Source organism: Polaromonas sp. CG_9.11 (genome assembly GCF_015752225.1).
GTDB lineage: Bacteria > Pseudomonadota > Gammaproteobacteria > Burkholderiales > Burkholderiaceae_C > Polaromonas.
Window position 1 is genome coordinate 1 of sequence record NZ_JADOVE010000038.1, and the last position, 15,374, is coordinate 15,374.

15 protein-coding genes and 3 pseudogenes are annotated in these 15,374 nt (G+C 55.5%); 10 read left to right on the forward strand and 8 right to left on the reverse strand.

All coding sequences use genetic code 11. The features are described from left to right. Nucleotides 1–146: 146 nt before the first annotated feature. Nucleotides 147–902: an IS21-like element helper ATPase IstB gene (gene istB, locus IWX85_RS19105; RefSeq protein WP_196870824.1), complete on the forward strand. Its 756-nt coding sequence runs from the start codon at nt 147–149 to the stop codon at nt 900–902. A 257-nt stretch (nt 903–1,159) separates the two neighbouring features. Here the strand turns inward: istB and IWX85_RS19115 are convergent. From IWX85_RS19115 to IWX85_RS19125, 3 pseudogenes are all read right to left on the reverse strand, one after another. Next, nucleotides 1,160–1,608: pseudogene (locus tag IWX85_RS19115) on the reverse strand (transposase); the annotation flags it as partial. A gap of 141 nt (nt 1,609–1,749) precedes the next feature. After that, nucleotides 1,750–2,824 (reverse strand): annotated as a pseudogene (locus IWX85_RS19120) (IS630 family transposase). A 64-nt stretch (nt 2,825–2,888) separates the two neighbouring features. Continuing rightward, nucleotides 2,889–3,101, reverse strand: a pseudogene (locus IWX85_RS19125) (IS3 family transposase); the annotation flags it as partial. Between IWX85_RS19125 and IWX85_RS19130 the strand changes: the two are divergent. Beyond that, nucleotides 3,100–3,603: a TetR-like C-terminal domain-containing protein gene (locus IWX85_RS19130; RefSeq protein ID WP_196870827.1), complete on the forward strand. Its 504-nt coding sequence runs from the start codon at nt 3,100–3,102 to the stop codon at nt 3,601–3,603. The pseudogene IWX85_RS19125 and the gene IWX85_RS19130 sit on opposite strands and share 2 nt — an antisense overlap. A gap of 99 nt (nt 3,604–3,702) precedes the next feature. On the opposite strand, the gene IWX85_RS19135 is transcribed toward IWX85_RS19130, so the two are convergent. Then, complete coding sequence (locus tag IWX85_RS19135) at nt 3,703–4,632, reverse strand: DMT family transporter (protein WP_196870828.1); 930 nt, start codon at nt 4,630–4,632, stop codon at nt 3,703–3,705. A 76-nt stretch (nt 4,633–4,708) separates the two neighbouring features. Here IWX85_RS19135 and IWX85_RS19140 point away from each other — a divergent pair, with 76 nt between their 5' ends. The 8 genes from IWX85_RS19140 to IWX85_RS19175 all read left to right on the forward strand — a co-directional run bounded on the left by IWX85_RS19140 (nt 4,709) and on the right by IWX85_RS19175 (nt 12,329). Further along, entirely contained in the window at nt 4,709–5,686 is a 978-nt protein-coding gene (locus tag IWX85_RS19140; protein ID WP_231380007.1) for a LysR family transcriptional regulator, read from the forward strand. Between the two features lie 607 nt (nt 5,687–6,293). Continuing rightward, entirely contained in the window at nt 6,294–6,653 is a 360-nt protein-coding gene (locus IWX85_RS19145; protein WP_196870829.1) for a DUF3703 domain-containing protein, read from the forward strand. A 76-nt stretch (nt 6,654–6,729) separates the two neighbouring features. After that, on the forward strand, nt 6,730–7,170 hold the full coding sequence (locus IWX85_RS19150; protein ID WP_196870830.1) for a FixH family protein: 441 nt from the start codon (nt 6,730–6,732) through the stop codon (nt 7,168–7,170). Nucleotides 7,171–7,178: 8 nt separating this feature from the next. Then, the gene (locus IWX85_RS19155) at nt 7,179–8,450 is read left to right on the forward strand and encodes a cytochrome-c peroxidase (protein ID WP_196870831.1); all 1,272 of its coding nucleotides are present in this window, start codon (nt 7,179–7,181) and stop codon (nt 8,448–8,450) included. Nucleotides 8,451–8,574: 124 nt separating this feature from the next. Beyond that, complete coding sequence (locus IWX85_RS19160) at nt 8,575–9,207, forward strand: DJ-1/PfpI family protein (RefSeq protein WP_196870832.1); 633 nt, start codon at nt 8,575–8,577, stop codon at nt 9,205–9,207. A gap of 321 nt (nt 9,208–9,528) precedes the next feature. Further along, nucleotides 9,529–10,653 (forward strand): DJ-1/PfpI family protein, encoded by a 1,125-nt coding sequence (locus tag IWX85_RS19165; protein WP_196870833.1) that lies wholly within the window; start codon nt 9,529–9,531, stop codon nt 10,651–10,653. Next, complete coding sequence (locus IWX85_RS19170; RefSeq protein ID WP_231380009.1) at nt 10,638–11,690, forward strand: GlxA family transcriptional regulator; 1,053 nt, start codon at nt 10,638–10,640, stop codon at nt 11,688–11,690. Before IWX85_RS19165 ends, IWX85_RS19170 begins: the two co-directional genes overlap by 16 nt. Nucleotides 11,691–11,912: 222 nt before the next feature. Next, nucleotides 11,913–12,329, forward strand: coding sequence for a hypothetical protein (locus IWX85_RS19175; RefSeq protein ID WP_196870834.1), 417 nt, complete (start codon nt 11,913–11,915; stop codon nt 12,327–12,329). A 225-nt stretch (nt 12,330–12,554) separates the two neighbouring features. On the opposite strand, the gene IWX85_RS19180 is transcribed toward IWX85_RS19175, so the two are convergent. The 4 genes from IWX85_RS19180 to IWX85_RS19195 form a co-directional block, all read right to left on the reverse strand. Next, entirely contained in the window at nt 12,555–13,358 is an 804-nt protein-coding gene (locus IWX85_RS19180) for an alpha/beta fold hydrolase (RefSeq protein WP_196870835.1), read from the reverse strand. A 127-nt stretch (nt 13,359–13,485) separates the two neighbouring features. Next, nucleotides 13,486–14,256, reverse strand: coding sequence for an MBL fold metallo-hydrolase (locus tag IWX85_RS19185; RefSeq protein WP_196870836.1), 771 nt, complete (start codon nt 14,254–14,256; stop codon nt 13,486–13,488). Between the two features lie 86 nt (nt 14,257–14,342). After that, nucleotides 14,343–14,918 (reverse strand): TetR/AcrR family transcriptional regulator, encoded by a 576-nt coding sequence (locus IWX85_RS19190; RefSeq protein WP_196870837.1) that lies wholly within the window; start codon nt 14,916–14,918, stop codon nt 14,343–14,345. An 82-nt stretch (nt 14,919–15,000) separates the two neighbouring features. After that, nucleotides 15,001–15,279 (reverse strand): EamA family transporter, encoded by a 279-nt coding sequence (locus IWX85_RS19195; protein WP_196870838.1) that lies wholly within the window; start codon nt 15,277–15,279, stop codon nt 15,001–15,003. Nucleotides 15,280–15,374 lie beyond the last annotated feature (95 nt).

A 15,374-nucleotide genomic window follows, 5' to 3' on the forward strand; every position in this document is an offset into this window, starting at 1 on the left:
CGATCAAAAGCATGACCAAAAGGAGAGCAGCAAGGAGTTCAACAAAGCCGCTTAAATTCAAGACTCACAGGCGACAACTAGCTTGACATTCACCGTGTGCGTGGCGCGAACTACTACCAATGAACCCCAGCACGAAAGGCCCCAAAATGATGATGAACACGACCTTGAACCAACTGCGCAGTCTGCGCCTGGAGACCATGGCCCAGGCGCTGGAGCAGCAACTCACGCAAAGCGGCATCAGCGCCATGAGCTTCGAGGAGCGACTGGCCTTGCTGGTCGACCGGGAGGTGCACGGCAGACAAGACCGGCGCTGCGCGCGATTGCTCAAAACCGCCAAACTCAAATACCCGCAAGCGGCCATTGAAGACCTGGACAGCCGCAGCACCCGGGGCATTGAGCGCAGCGCGGTGATGAGTCTGGCCCTGGGGGAGTGGGTCAATGCCGGGCACGCCGTGCTGATCACCGGAGCCACCGGCGCGGGCAAGTCCTGGCTGGCGTGCGCGCTGGCCCAGCATGCCTGCCGGCGTGGCCACAGTGCGCTGTATCTGCGGGTTCCTCGCTTGGGTGAGGACCTGCGCATTCGCCACGCCAACGGCACCTTTACGCGCTGGCTGGACACGCTCAAAAACACAGACGTGCTGCTGCTGGACGACTGGGGCATGGCCGCCATGGATGGTCAAACCCGGGCCGACCTGCTGGAGATCATTGATGACCGGGCCAGCCACCGCGCCACGATCATTACCAGCCAATTGCCCATCGAGCATTGGCACGAGTGGATCGGCGACCAGACCATGGCCGACGCCATGCTGGATCGCCTGATGCAAAGTCATCACCGCTTCACCCTCACCGGCGAGTCTTTGCGCAAAAAAAGCCCGCCAGCACAAGGGAGCACCGACCACTAATCCACCACGCTCAGGGGACCTCCGGCGGCCTGGCAAGGGCCTATTCGTTCAAAACAATTCAATTTCAGATAGGGAAAAACAGCCGGAAAAGCAGGCCGGCATAAAATCAAAACGCGCAACACCGACCCTCGGTCACGTTCGCCGGAATGCCGGTCACGTTGCCGGAATCAGCGGTCACGTTCACCGGAATACGCAGAATGACATCGGTGATGGCAATACGTGCTTCCGCGTATTTGTCAGGGCTGCTCAGCCGCAAGCGCATTGGCCTTGATCTTGGTGCCATCCACCGCAATGGTGCCCAATTTGACCAATCCCATCTTGCGCGCCAGGCGCACCACTTGCGTAAACAGTTCGGTGAACTCAGTCAGATGCAGCGCACGAAATTCCCGGATCGTGCGGTGGGCTGGAAAGTTCTCGGCCGCCAGCACCCGAAAGGCAACGTACTCATGCAACTTCCTGGCAATCTTGCGTGAGCTGAAGGTACCCGTGGCGTAGGCGTAGACCAGCACCTTGACCATCATGGCCGGATGAAAGAGCTGGTTGCGTGAGCCGCCACCTGTATACCGGGCATGAAATGCCTTGAGGTCCAAACTCTCAACGGTGTCGTTGATAAAGTAGCAAGGTGACCTTGCGGCAACCACTCCTGCAAGGCGCAGGGCATGAGGTATTGCTGATCGGGCTGGTAGGCTATATAGCTTGTGCTCATGCCCCATTGAACGCAAAAGTCACTCCACACGCTTTACGTGTAAACCCGCGTATCTGCCACCCAGACTCCTAGACTTGCCGGCATGGGTATCCCAGTGCCCTCATGGTTGAGGCAATGCAACGATCGTGGTCAATCTAGTGTTTAATCCCGTAAGTTCTTCGCCGTATTTCGGAGTTGAGAGCCCTTCACCTCGCGCTTGCGCCACTTGAAAGGCTTGGGGTCCTGGTTGTAGTCCTTGATGAACGCTGCGAGGGACTCGTTGACCTCTTCGATGCTGTTGAAGCTGGCCCCGTCCAACGCCTTGCGCGTCAGGATGTTGAAGAAGATTTCGACTTGGTTTAGCCAGCTTGCAGAGGTGGGCGTGAAGTGAAACTTCACGTTCGGGTGCGCGGCGAGCCACTCGTCACAGCGCTTGTGCGTTGACAAGTTATCGAGCACCACGTGAATCGAGATATCGCAAGCGTGCCCGGCCACGACATCATCCATGAACGCGAGGAAATCCTCGCGTTTCTTGGTCCCGGTCGTCTTGGCGGTGATGCTTCCCGTCTGGACGTTGAGCGCGGCAAACAGGTTCGTCACGCCGTGGCGCGTGTAGGTGCTGGCCTCGCCTCGAACCACCGTGCGCCCGGCGCGGGCAAAACCCCGCCGGCGCTCCAGCGCTTGAATCGAAGGCTTTTCGTCCACACTGAACACGACAGCGTTCACGGGCGGGTTCAGGTACAGGCCAATGACATCGGCCGCTTTCTCGGCGAATGCGGGGTCTTTACTGATGCACCATGAGCGCTTGCGGGCCAGGCTGATTCCCTCTTTTTTGAGAACCTTCCAAACCGCCTTGCGATGCACCCCCAATGCGCGCTCGAGCAAAGCGCCGTCCCAGCGCGCATAGCCCGCCGGGGGTGCCAACTCCAACTGCGCGAGCACGCGCCCCTGCAGCTCTACGCCATACTTCGCAGGCGCGCCTGCACGAGGGCTGTCTTGCAGGCCCGGCACGCCCACAAGCGCGAAGCGCCCAAACCACTTCTGCACCGTTCCTCGTGTCGTTGCGAAGTGCTCCGCTGTACTGACAGCGGACAAGCCCTGCAGCCGAGCCATGACGAGCCATGACGAGCCGTGCACGGCTTACCAGGCGTTGCTCAGCGGCGGTGCTGCGGGCCAGCTTCTGGAGTTCTTTTTCTTGAGGGGTCGAAGGAGCGAAGGGCAAGTGCAGGGCATTCACGGTTTCTGAGGCTCCAAAAACAAGTACAGCGATTTTGCTTAAGAATTTCAGGGATTAGACACTAGTGCTGGACTGCCGTCTGGATCTGTTGGACGGAATACTTCTGCCAGGCGCGGGCATAGCCCGCTCGTAAATCACGAGCCTGTTCGTGATCCTGACACCAGCTCTTGAGCGCGTTCTTAGTTGGGTAGCCCAGTTGCCGGATCGTCGGTGCTGTCCGGTTCCCGAACTTGATGTAGAGCTTGACGGCTCGAATGCGGTCTTCGTATGAATACATGAACTACCTCCAAGTAGTCCAAGTTATTGTCCGCACCCCCGAACCGCACGGCATTGCTAACCAGCCGTGGCAGAAGCCGGAAGTGGCACAGGAGCGCCTTGCGCAAGCAGTAGGCGAATCGCTACGCAATGAGGAAAACTCGGACCCGCTGCAAAAGTTCCGCGCCATCGGAATCGACTTTCTCCGCTGGGCGTTTGCCAACCCGACCCACTTTCAAGTGATTTCCGCGCGCGCCATGATTGAGTTTGATCGTCCCACGCTGCGCGACAGCAATGACGGACTTCGCGCGACAATGAATCAACTCCTGACCGAAGCGGCGGCAAAAGGTCACCTACGTCCGGGAGATTTGAGTCGACACGTGCTTGGCGGCCGCGCGCTGGTCTGCGGGCTCGCGCGCATGCATATCGACGGTCAGTTCCCGAGCTGGGGTATCGATAGCGCCAACTCGTTCAATGAAAGTATTGCGATGTTCGACCAGTTCATTGCATCGATATCTGCCTAGCTGATCCGAGACTCGTATTTGTCAGCGGACCGCCCTCGGTCTCGGGGGGGGCCGACGTTAGCAATCTCTCTTTTTAAATATATATGGCAACCAACCTGACTATCCTGTGACCTTTGCTTGCCGTTGTCCCCACCAGACCCCTGCCAGTGCGAGTAGCCCGCCAACCGCATGGTAGGTATGCAGTTGTTCGCCCAGCAGGGTGGAGGCTGCCACTGCCACGAAGATGGGCAGCAGGTTCATGAACAGACTGGCACGCACAGGGCCCAGTTGCTTGATGCCACTCATCCAGAAAAACGGCGCGCCGATGGAAGCAGGAATGCCAGCATACAGAATCAGCGGGATGTTCTGCGCGGTGACTGGCGAGCTTGGCGCAAACCACCAGAACGGCAAAATCACCAAAATGCCAAAGCCGATTTGCACGTAAAGCTGCTGCCATGTGGTCAATGGCAAGGCCCAACGCTTGAGCAGTACGCCGTAAAGCGCATTAGAGGCAACCGCGATCAGCATAAGTGCATCACCCCAATGCGCTGCGCCGTGCAGTAATTCAGTGGGATGCCCCTGTGTGCTGAGAAACAATAAACCAAGCAGTGACAGGACCGCCCCGCCCATGCGTGACGCTGTCAATCTTTCACCCGCAAAAAAGCTGGCAAGCAGAGCAGACATCAGAGGCATCAATGCCACAACAACACCCATATTGATCGCAGAGGTGGATTTCGCAGCCTGATAGGCCAGCCCCTGGTACATGCCCATGCCCAGCAATCCCAGAAAAGCCAGTTTGGGCCAGTGCGTAGCAACGATGGCACGTTGTCGCCAAACACTGCGCAACAAGAACGAGCTTAAGACCATCCCGGCCAATAGCCAGCGATAGAAGGTAATGGCTGCGGGGTCAATCACCACAGCGGCAGCTTTAGTGACCAGGGTGTTGCCCGTCCAGATCAGGACGGCCATTAACGGATAGATGGAAAAATTAGCCGTAGATGGCAGCTGTATCGTTTGCGTTCGCGATTGCGTTTGTGCTTTTGCTTGCATGGCCTACTCCAGATGAATCGTTGTTTCGAGGTGGCTCTATCGTCCGATCCATCAACCATTGTGTAAAGTGACATATTTGCAATCAACCAGTGCACCGAACGCACTGATGGGAGACGTGTTGATGAAAACCCCTGTTTTGAGTCATCTGGATTTCAATCTATTGCTGGATCTGGATGCCCTGCTACGTGAAGGTAGCGTTGTAGGTGCCGCCCGTATCCGTTATCTGAGTGCGCCAGCAATGAGCCGTCGGCTGGCACGATTACGCGAAGCCATTGGCGACCCATTGTTCGTCCCCGCAGGACGCGGTCTGGTGCCCACGCAGCGCGCATTGGACTTGAGTGGCCGTGTGCAAGCGGCGATTGAAGAGGTGCGTGGCGTTTTTACCCCTCAGGACGTGGATTTCTCCCGACTCGAACGCACGCTCACTTTGCGTACCAACGATGGCTTCGCAGGCACGTGGGCGACCAGGCTGGCGGCTGCCTTGACCGCCGAAGCGCCGGATATATCGCTTCAATTCGTCCCCCATACAGACAAGAATATTGACGCCTTACGCAGCGGTGTCGTCGATCTCGATATTGGCGTGCTGAGGACCGCAGAGCCAGAGATATACAACGAGCTTCTTTTCGAGGCATCTTTTGTTGGTGTGGTTCGAGAAAACCACCCCCTTCTAAGCAGGAAAAAGACAAAGTCGGGCGGAGCCGTCAGTGCGCAAGACTTTGTAGCATGGCCGCACATCGCGACTTCACCGAACGGCAGGGCAACGGGGCGCTTGGACGAGGCTTTGAAAGAACTAGGTTTGCGCCGCCGCGTGGTCATCGCTGCGCCAGGCTTTCAGTCAGCTTTGGTGATGGCTGCAACGTCTGACTTTCTGGCTGTCATGCCAGAGCCCTTTGTACGCTGGGCCATGGCCCACCATCGCTTGCATATTTTCAAACTGCCGGTAGTCATACGTGGTGTTGAGGTGTCACAGAGTTGGCATGTACGCCAGCATGCTGACCCCGTACATCGTTGGCTGCGGGGACACGTACGAGCAAAGTGCAATACGGACGAATAAAAATCGTGCCTAAAGAGGTTATGGTTATGTTGAAAAGGGGTACGGGCCGAATGGCTCGAATTGGCCATTTGTAATTGTTAGTCAAAGGCTGATTGACCTATTTCTGCCAGTCGCAAAAATTGTGTGGATCGTTAGAAAATTTGCTTCGCTGCGTTTGCCGCTGTTCGATGCGAAGAGGTCCCCACACAATCGACTAGTTGTGGACTTGACCCGTTTCAATAGAAATCTGACAAGGTCTAAATTCAAGTGTAGAAAAATCCATAAGAAGGTCAGCAACACACCTTCGTTATGGGTACCACCGCAGCAACACGGGCGGATGAGATATTCAGCGGCATTTCGGACGCCGATACCAGCCTAAGTACCTCGACATTAAACACCGGGATGTCCACAACACCCGCGCGTAGCCTGTGCTATTTCTGACACCTGCGGGTAAACGCACACATTGCGACCTAAAGTTGATTGGCGTGAATTGAATATTTTTTGTCATTGACGCCAAATTGGCCCACTTTTAACATTCTTCCCACGCAAGGCCAAGGGTCACGCAGCATCCAGAGCTGGCTACTGCATCCCGAGCTGCTCAACTCAAATCTGAATTACAGGAGTTTTTATGTCTACCTTTGCAATTCGCATCAAACCCGCTGTTTCTGCGGAACTTGAGGCCGCAAGCACAGCGGAAGCACGCGGAAATTTTTACACCGCTTTCCAACATTTAGAGCGTGCCCACGTTATAGGGCAGGCCGTCACCACCGAGCATGTGCGCGTGCACTGGCGCATGTTCATTTTTACTGTTCGAAACCGGCGTAAAGGTAAGGCGATCGGTCAGCTGTGGCGAATCATCGCTGCTGCCATGTTCACAGCGCCTGGATTGATTCCAGAGGGCAATACAGGGGGCACGGGAATCAGTGGATTCCGCCAGTTACCTATTCCCGACGACCTGACGCACATCATGGAAGCCGCTCGCAGCTGATGCGCATTCACCCTTTAGGTCCTAAATCGGAATTATTCGAATTGGCCATAAAGACATCACCCCAACTGGAAAACTCATGCTTTCAAAATTTTCGGTAACGATCGCTTCTGTAACCTGGGCTGCCTTCGTGCTCGTCGGCTGTAGCACACCCGCGAACCTTGACCTGTCGCTGGACAAACAGTCGACCGCGGGCTTGTTTCACGTCACGCTCTTACCACCGACACAGACACCCGCCATCAACCAACTGCACAGCTGGAAAGTGAAGTTAACCACGCCCGAAGGAATTGCGATTACCAATGCCACGTTCACCGTGGGCGGCGGTATGCCACAGCACGGTCATGGATTTCCTACACAGCCGCGAATTACGCGTGAGCTTGAAGAGGGAACATATTTGCTAGAGGGTATGAAGTTCAGCATGACCGGGTGGTGGGAAATCAAGCTCGACATCCAAGGCCCCAAGATTTCTGACAAGGTTGTTTTCAACACGGTGATAGCCAACCTACCAGCACGTCAGTGAGGCCGGCCATGGGTGCCCAACGCTTAGTCACTGCTGCATTGTTCGTCCTCGCCGCCACGGTATGCACAGCCCAGAAGCAGCGCCAAGCTTCGGTGCGAGACGCTTGGTCAGCACAGGAAATCAGCATCCTCGCTTCGATGCGCTTAAAGGTGGCCGGTGAGCAGCTAGTCGACGCGTCCAACGCATACGAGCGACGAGCAGATGCCGCAACCTTGGGTCGCGCACTGTTCAATGACACGCGTCTGAGCAAGAACGGACAGGTGGCCTGTGCGAGTTGCCATGCCGGTGACAAGCAATTCCAGGATGGCCGCCCACTCGGACAGGGGGTAGGTACGGGCGCACGGCGTACCATGCCGGTCATGGGCGCTGCCCATTCACCGTTTCTCTTTTGGGATGGGCGCAAAGACAGTTTGTGGTCGCAAGCGCTCGGGCCTCTTGAGGATGCCGCAGAACATGGCGGCAACCGCGTCCGATTCGTCAAGCTTTTGCAAGCGCAGTACAAAGAGCAGTACCAAAAGGTGTTTGGCACCTTGGCGTTGCCAGACTCAATGCCAGATGACGCTTCTCCCATCGGTAATACTGCGGAGCGTGCGACCTGGAGCAGCATTCATGAGCGTAGCCGCGACGATGTGAATCGTGTATTCGCAAACATGGGCAAAGCGATGGCAGCCTACCAGCGCCAGATTAGGTACGGGGAATCACGGTTTGACCAGTACGCTCAGGCGACAATAATTGGCGATGGACGAGCCCAGGAAGTCTTCTCGTCTCAAGAAGTCCGTGGGCTGCGATTGTTCATGACCAAAGGCCAGTGTGTGACATGCCACAACGGTCCTCTACTGACTGACCACGCTTTCCACAATACCGGCGTCCCACCGATCGACCCAGCCAGGCCCGATCGCGGAAGAGCCGACGGACTCAAAAAGCTGATGCAGGACGAGTTCAATTGCCTGGGACGCTACAGCGACGCCAAGCCTGAGCAGTGCGGCGAGTTACAGTTCCTGTCCGCGACCGATCCTGGCCAACTCGGTGCGTTTCGAACCCCGAGCTTGCGCAACGTGGCAGCAAGGCCACCCTATATGCATGCAGGGCAATTCTCTACGCTGGAAGAAGTCGCGCAACACTACGCGAACTCCCCTGTATCTGCCATCGGGCATAGCGAATTGGCATACCTCGGAGACAAGCATGCGGATAGGTTGCCGATCCGGCTATCTGCGGCTGACGTCCAAGATCTGGTTAGGTTCCTCGCCACGCTGACAGGGCCTATCCACCAACCTCAATAGAGTTGGGGCACCGACGGGCACGCATTAAAAACCGGCTCATGCGCGCCGAATCGTTATCCAGGCAAGCCTGGCTCATGCGAAATTAGTGGGCATTGGACTGCCCACAACTTACATCGAGATTTTTATGAAAAACGAACAAATTACCGTCGGCATCTTCGTATTCAATGATGTGGAGGTGCTTGACTTCGCGGGACCATTTGAAGTCTTTAGTGTCGCTGATCGCCTTCGGGAAAAACCACCGTTCTTACCAATTCTGATTAGCGAAAAGCCTGGGTTGATCAGGGGAAGGGGGAACTTTTTAGTTCAACCGAACTTCCACTTTTCGAACTGCCCGCAACTGGACATGGTTGTGATTCCTGGTGGTGGCGGATATGCTGCCGACGGTACCGGCTACGGAACCAGGCTTGAGCAAAGCAATCCGATGTTGCGTACGTGGTTGATCAGTCAGGAAAAAGTGGTCCAGCGGATCATGTCGGTGTGTTCGGGTGCTTTGATCCTGGCGCATGCAGGGTTGTTGGATGGACAACGCGCAACGACTCACCATGGCGCATATGCAGAACTTCGGGCCGTGGGGCGAGGGATTACGGTGGTGGAAGGCGTCAAGCATGTTGACGCTGGAAAAGTGGTCAGTTCCGGTGGTATCAGCGCGGGCATTGACATGTCGCTGACGGTGGTGAGCCAAACCATCGGTTCTAAAGCTGCGCAAGAAACTGCTGATTACATGGAATACGACTGGAGTGCCCCGGTACTTTCTTAACGTCGGCTCATTGAGTTGGAGTCGCGCCGAATTTTTTCTAAACACTTCGACATCAGGTGTGCGCAAATACTCGTAAAGGCTGTTTTGTGCGTGTATCCACCCGACAGTACCCGCTGGACAGCGCAATTTTTGGCGCCCGTAGGTAGCCAAAGGCAACAAGTCATGGGCTTGGTTTGGCGTAAATTGAATAATTTTTGTCATTGACGCCAACCTCCCTTACTTCTAACATCATTCCAAGTCATGCCACTGGACTCGCAATGCCAAGTGCTGGCTTTTGCATCTCTGAGAGCTCACCACAAATGAATATCACTGGAGTCTTCCATGTCAGGGTTTCCAAAGTTTCTACTGTTTGCACTGGCATCCGTTGCAATCCACCAGTCATGCTTAGCTGAGCCTTTGGCCGATGCAACAGCGTCAACGATTGCCGCGCCAGCAACTGAAAAAATTGCGGCTTATCAGGCGCGCTTTGGGCGAAGCCGTCCAGTCATTGCCGTGGTTGGCGAAAACAGCGGAACGGTTGTTTCCGACTATGTGATTCCCTATGGCGTGCTGACGCAGTCAGGCCTTGCTGACGTCGTCAGCGTTGCCACGCAGCCAGGTTTGCTCAAACTGTCGCCCCTGCAAATCAAGCCCGACAGCACCGTGGCGGAGTTTGACCAACGCTATCCCGATGGGGCCGACTATGTTTTCGTGCCTGCCGTGAAGAAGCGTGACGATCCGACCCTCATCGCCTGGGTCACAGCGCAAGCCACAAAAGGTGCGACGATGATCAGCATCTGTAATGGCTCACTGGTCTTGGCGAATGCCGGCCTGACACGCGGCCACCGGGCCACGGGCCACTGGAGCACCTACGACGAACGACTGAAGAGATATCCGAACACGCAGTGGGTGAAAAACATCCGCTACGTGGTGGATGGAAAGATCATTTCCAGCGCAGGCATAACTGCTGCCATACCCACTTCCTTGGCCCTTGTGGAGGCAATTGCTGATACAGAGCGCGCTGCACAGCTCGCCAAGAAACTCGGGGTCGCCGATTGGAGAGCGCAGCACAACAGCGACGAGTTCAAATTCGAGTCGGGTGACTACCTCACCGGTTTCGCCAACTTGTTCTTGCGCCCAACTGATGAGGTCGGTGTACCAGTGGCCGACGGCGTGGATGAGATTGCACTTGCGCTGACGGCCGAAGCTTATTCAGCCACCTTGCGCAGCCACGTCTTTGTGATCGCCCGATCTGAAGCGCCCATCAAAACGCGTGGCGGCTTGTTGATGCTTCCGGACAGGGTCATCGGAAGAGGTCGCCCCTTGGACCGGGTATTACCCGCATGGGGTGCGGCACCCTCCACGCGGGCACTGGACCAAGCGATGCTTGATATCACCGAGCGTTACGGCGCGCGCGCCGCGCGCTTCGTCGCATTGGAAGGCGAGTTCCCATGGCACGGGCTGTAGTAAACGGCAAGACCATGGTTAACCATCAAGGCAAGCCCCGCCGGGTGGTGTTTCTCGTATACGACGACATGAACCTGCTCGACTTGGCGGGGCCGCTCCAGGCGTTTGTCACGGCGAATCGCATCAGTGAAAACCAGGGAGGTGCGTCGCTCTACGAGACGGTTGTCGCCTCCGCCTACGGTGGAGCGGTGCTGTCGAGTGCTGGCTTGCCGTTCGACTCGAAGCCACTGGCCACTTTGAAGGGTGTGGCGATTGATACCTTGATAGCGGTGGGTGGTTGCAAAGGCGAGGAGTTCTGGGCCTGTCCCGTTTTGGTGGCTTGGATCGCTCAGCGCGCGGCCAGTGTGCGGCGTCTTTGTTCGGTTTGTACCGGCGCGTTTTTACTGGCAGCGACTGGGCAACTTAAAGGTCGACGTGCTGCAACGCACTGGGATTGGGTGGATAGGCTGCAACGACTCCATCCCGAAGTAACAGTCGATGCCAATGCATTGTTTATTCAGGACGGGGCAGTATGGACCTCAGGCGGCGTCACAGCGGCGATCGACATGACCCTGGCGCTGATCGAAGCAGACCACGGGCACCCCATTGCGATCCAAACCGCGCGGCAGCTGGTCATGTTCATCAAGCGTGCTGGTGGACAATCCCAGTTCAGTGTGCCCTTGGCGGCGCAAGCGCGCGATGACGGCAACTTTGCGAGCCTGCACTCGTGGATTTCTGCCCATCTCGATGAAAACTTGGGCGTCGCGCAGTTGGCGTCGCAAGCAGGCATGTCACTGCGCACCTTCGTGCGTGTATACGCAGCTAAGGTTGGTCGAACGCCCGCCAAAATGGTCGAGGCGATGCGCATGGAAGCAGCATGCCGGGCACTGGAGTCAACCGATCTTCCTTTAAAGGCGATCGCGTTGAAGATCGGATACGCCGAAGAACAAAATCTGCGCCGGGTATTTCTGCGTACATTCGATATCAGTCCCATGCAATACCGCGCTCGGTTCTCAGAGCGCGTGGTATTCAGCGTGATTCCAACAATGCCAGGTTAAAACGTGGCGAGATAACTTTGGCAACTTGACAGGCGTTGGCATAAAAGAAAAAAACTTTGAAGCGCCACCATGCTCATGCAGTTTGAACACTGAAAGCACTCGCGCAAGTCACAGATTGCCAGATCACAAAGGCATGTTTAAGAAGCTGTCGCCAAACGCCGGATGTATCAATTGCTTTTTGCCATCTGCATGACGCTGTGCGTCTAAATACAGGAGAGAGTCTTGATTGAAGCGTTAATCGGTGTAGCGGTGGGTGTTCTCACTATAGTCTCGGCACGGATCATTCGTGGGCAGCGTTGGTTGTATTCATTGGGTCTGCTTACCCTGCCTAGCTTGTACGCATCCTTTGCGCTACATGCCGGTGAGCCGGCTGTGGGCGTCCAAGAAATGATCTACGGTGTACCGTTTGTCGTAGTCGGGCTGGTCTTCGCATTTGCGAGTGTCCGTCAGTCAGCGGTAGTGGTCGGTACATTTTGGATACTTCACGGACTGTACGACCTGACGCATAGTCAGTTCATCACAAATGCCGGTGTTCCTGGCTGGTATCCCGTTTGGTGTTTCTCGGTTGATATGGTCATCGGTGGATATGTACTATGGCTGTCGAATCGCATCCCGAATGCGAATCTTCGCCAGGCGTAAGTCGTGGCTTTGCCATTTTTGGAAGTCGGTTGAAGCCGAGGGGGAGGGATTCTAAGTCTTCATTAGGGCGCAGTAAGCTAATTTGCCATGGTCAAGGAAAATTGGCAGCGGTGGTCCAATAGGCATCGATGACAAAACGGCGACAACACGGCGAACACTCGGAGCAAATGCTGCGCGAGGGCTGGCCGGCTCCAATCACTCAGTCAAATGGCGTAAGTTGTCGCCTTAACTTCGGAATACTTCCTTGTAGAAACGGAGCATCCTGGAAGCCACAGCATCGGAAAGCTCTGCCGGTAGCCAATGACCGCTGTCCGTAAAGCGTTCGACTTTTTGCGCGCCGAAGCGATCAGCGTAGTGGCCTTGAATGTAGGGGTCATGTTCGCCCCAGAGCACGATGGAGTGCTTGGTGCGCAAGATCTTTTGCAGGCTTTCCTCCCAGCCAGCAAAGTTCCGGGGGTTTGCAAATCGGTACCAGCGTAGCATCATCTTTTTTACCGATGGCGTGATCAGTTCGTACGTGCGATTTATTTGTTCGCGTGATAGCTTGCGCGATGCCCGTCTCAGCTCGCGTGTGAAGCCGCTGCGGCTGGTAAGAGCCTGGACAATTTCACCAATTACTGGCGTCCTCCAGAGTCTGCCGAACAAGTGCCAGCGGTAATCTGCGTGGAAGACAGTGTTCATCACAACGACGCTGCGCACCTTCTCGGGGTGCCTCACGACCCATGCGAGTCCGAAAGGGCCACCGATATCGTGGACCACCAGATTTAGTGGTTCGGTGATGCCAAGTTCGGAGATGAACCGATCCACAAATGCAGCCATCCCGTCTAGCGAATAATCAAAATCTACGGGCGCGGTGGACAAACCGAAGCCAGGTAAATCTGGCGCAATACAGCGCATATGAGCGGAGAGTGCTGGAATCATACCGCTCCATACCTCTGAGGAGTCGGGGTTCCCGTGGAGAAGCAAGGTGGGCGCGCCGTGTCCTTGATCAATGTAGTGGATGACCGAACGGTCGACGTTGATTTTCATGGTGTTGAGTTCTTTGATGGTTAACTTTTCGTACTACCGCCTTGGTCAGTTGCCTTGCGACCTCGGAGTTAGCGGTGTGGGTGAGGACGTTCCATGTCATTCCTTGAGAGCGCAAGAATGGATGGGATTAAAGGGTGATAGTCTCCCCATCCTCAGGAACTAGCAGGCAATGGGTCATGCCATGCTCAGCGGCAAATGCGCGCAATTCTGTGCGTTTCAGTAGCGCATGGTTGACTGCTTCCATGTGAGTGGCAACAAGAGTTGCATTTGGAGCGGCCTGGTGCACCGAAAGCACATCGTCCTTGTTCATGATGATGGGACCGAAACCGAGAATCTGGGCGTCGCCGCTGTTGATGATCACCACGTCGGGCAGATACTTGGCTAGATTCGATTGCACGTATTTGTTCCAGACGGTGTCCCCGGCCAGGTAAACCGTTTTCTCGTCGGGATGCTCGAAGATGACGCCAGACACTTCGCCAAGCAGGCCGCCGATCGCTGCGAGCGCTGCGTCCGAGCCATGCTGACCTTCTGTTTTGGTCAGCGCGATGCCTTCGAAGTCCGAATCTTCACTGAGTATGCGGACGTCATGGAAGCCGACGGATTGGACAATCTGCGCATCCCCTTCGTCCTGTACAAAGATGGGCAACGTCTTGGGAATCAAGGTTTGTGCGGCCTGATCCCAGTGATCTGGATGGGTGTGCGTCACGATGACAGCATCCACCGCAAGAATATCCTCCATCGGCGTCACAAGCTCGACCGTCGGGTTCCTCAGATGGTTGTTGGGTGTGCCCGGAAATCCTGGGTAGGTGTCTTTGGGTGCCAACATCGGGTCCACGAGAAATCTCTTTCCTGCGTACTCAACAATAAGTGTGGCGCTTCGAATTTGAGTGATCTTCATCTGTTTTTGCTCCGGTTGTGTATGGTGCTAAATTAATGGACTAATCGGTCCAAAATGGGTAAAAATAAGCTTTGTCAAAAAGGCCGTCAGTCGAGGACTGCAAGCAGTGCTGTTAATCGAGCTTCAATATCGACCCGTTCGCACCCAGCGCGAACCATGACTTGCAGCCCTGGAAACGCGACGACGAAAAGCCTTGCTAGATTGAGCGCCGACATCGATGAGGCGATGGAGCCTTCTTTCTGTCCGCGCTCAATGGTCTTTGCCAACGCCCTCTCCATCCCCGTAAAGTCTCCGCAAACACGGCTCGCAACTTCAGCGTCGATCGGCGCCAACTCAACCGCCTGATTGATGCTCATGCATCCCTCGCCATTGCACGTCCCGGCGTCCGAGATGGCCATGCGAAAGAACTTCTCGATTGCCGCCCGAGCAGGATCTTCGCCCAGCATCTTGAACATGTCCTTGGCTCGATTGCGCCGATAGTCGTCGAACGCCGCCAAGAACAGATCTCTCTTGCTGCTAAAAGTGGCATACAGGCTGCTCTTGCTCAAGCCCGTGGCATGAAGCAGATCCGCCATCGATGTCGCTTCATAACCCTTCCGCCAAAAAACTTGCATGGCTTGGCTCAGAGCGACCTGAGTATCAAATTCTTGTGGGCGTGACATGTTGCAGATTATGGACCAATTGGTCCGGAATTGCAATACGGACTTAAACAAATCAAATTCCTAATGCACACACGGGATATGGTCATGCTGCGACCCGATTCCAAAGAGCTGAAATTTGCCACTTCCGCTGGTCAGCGATGACCGCCAGCATTATTAGACTCATGCCAATCCATTGCCATTCGTTCAGCGAAACCTTGAAATACAAGAGATCGACCAGCACGGCAACAACCGGGTAGATGAACGACATTGCTGCGATGGACTGCGCCGAGAGACGTTGAAATGCTGCGTACATGACGGTGTACATAAACGCGGTGTGTACGAGGCCAAGTGTTCCAAGGGCAACCATGGACTTCCAACTCATCGGTGAATGTCAAGCTAGTTGTCGCCTGTGAGTCTTGAATTTAAGCGGCTTTGTTGAACTCCTTGCTGCTCTCCTTTTGGTCATGCTTTTGATCG

Coding starts and splice junctions, on each gene's coding strand:
- IWX85_RS19195 (WP_196870838.1), bottom strand. CDS start 15,279: ATGAGTTGGAAGTCCATGGTTGCCCTTGGAACACTTGGCCTCGTACAC.
- IWX85_RS19155 (WP_196870831.1), top strand. CDS start 7,179: ATGGGTGCCCAACGCTTAGTCACTGCTGCATTGTTCGTCCTCGCCGCC.
- IWX85_RS19160 (WP_196870832.1), top strand. CDS start 8,575: ATGAAAAACGAACAAATTACCGTCGGCATCTTCGTATTCAATGATGTG.
- IWX85_RS19170 (WP_231380009.1), top strand. CDS start 10,638: ATGGCACGGGCTGTAGTAAACGGCAAGACCATGGTTAACCATCAAGGC.
- IWX85_RS19190 (WP_196870837.1), bottom strand. CDS start 14,918: ATGTCACGCCCACAAGAATTTGATACTCAGGTCGCTCTGAGCCAAGCC.
- IWX85_RS19180 (WP_196870835.1), bottom strand. CDS start 13,358: ATGAAAATCAACGTCGACCGTTCGGTCATCCACTACATTGATCAAGGA.
- IWX85_RS19165 (WP_196870833.1), top strand. CDS start 9,529: ATGTCAGGGTTTCCAAAGTTTCTACTGTTTGCACTGGCATCCGTTGCA.
- istB (WP_196870824.1), top strand. CDS start 147: ATGATGATGAACACGACCTTGAACCAACTGCGCAGTCTGCGCCTGGAG.
- IWX85_RS19150 (WP_196870830.1), top strand. CDS start 6,730: ATGCTTTCAAAATTTTCGGTAACGATCGCTTCTGTAACCTGGGCTGCC.
- IWX85_RS19185 (WP_196870836.1), bottom strand. CDS start 14,256: ATGAAGATCACTCAAATTCGAAGCGCCACACTTATTGTTGAGTACGCA.
- IWX85_RS19145 (WP_196870829.1), top strand. CDS start 6,294: ATGTCTACCTTTGCAATTCGCATCAAACCCGCTGTTTCTGCGGAACTT.
- IWX85_RS19130 (WP_196870827.1), top strand. CDS start 3,100: ATGAACTACCTCCAAGTAGTCCAAGTTATTGTCCGCACCCCCGAACCG.
- IWX85_RS19135 (WP_196870828.1), bottom strand. CDS start 4,632: ATGCAAGCAAAAGCACAAACGCAATCGCGAACGCAAACGATACAGCTG.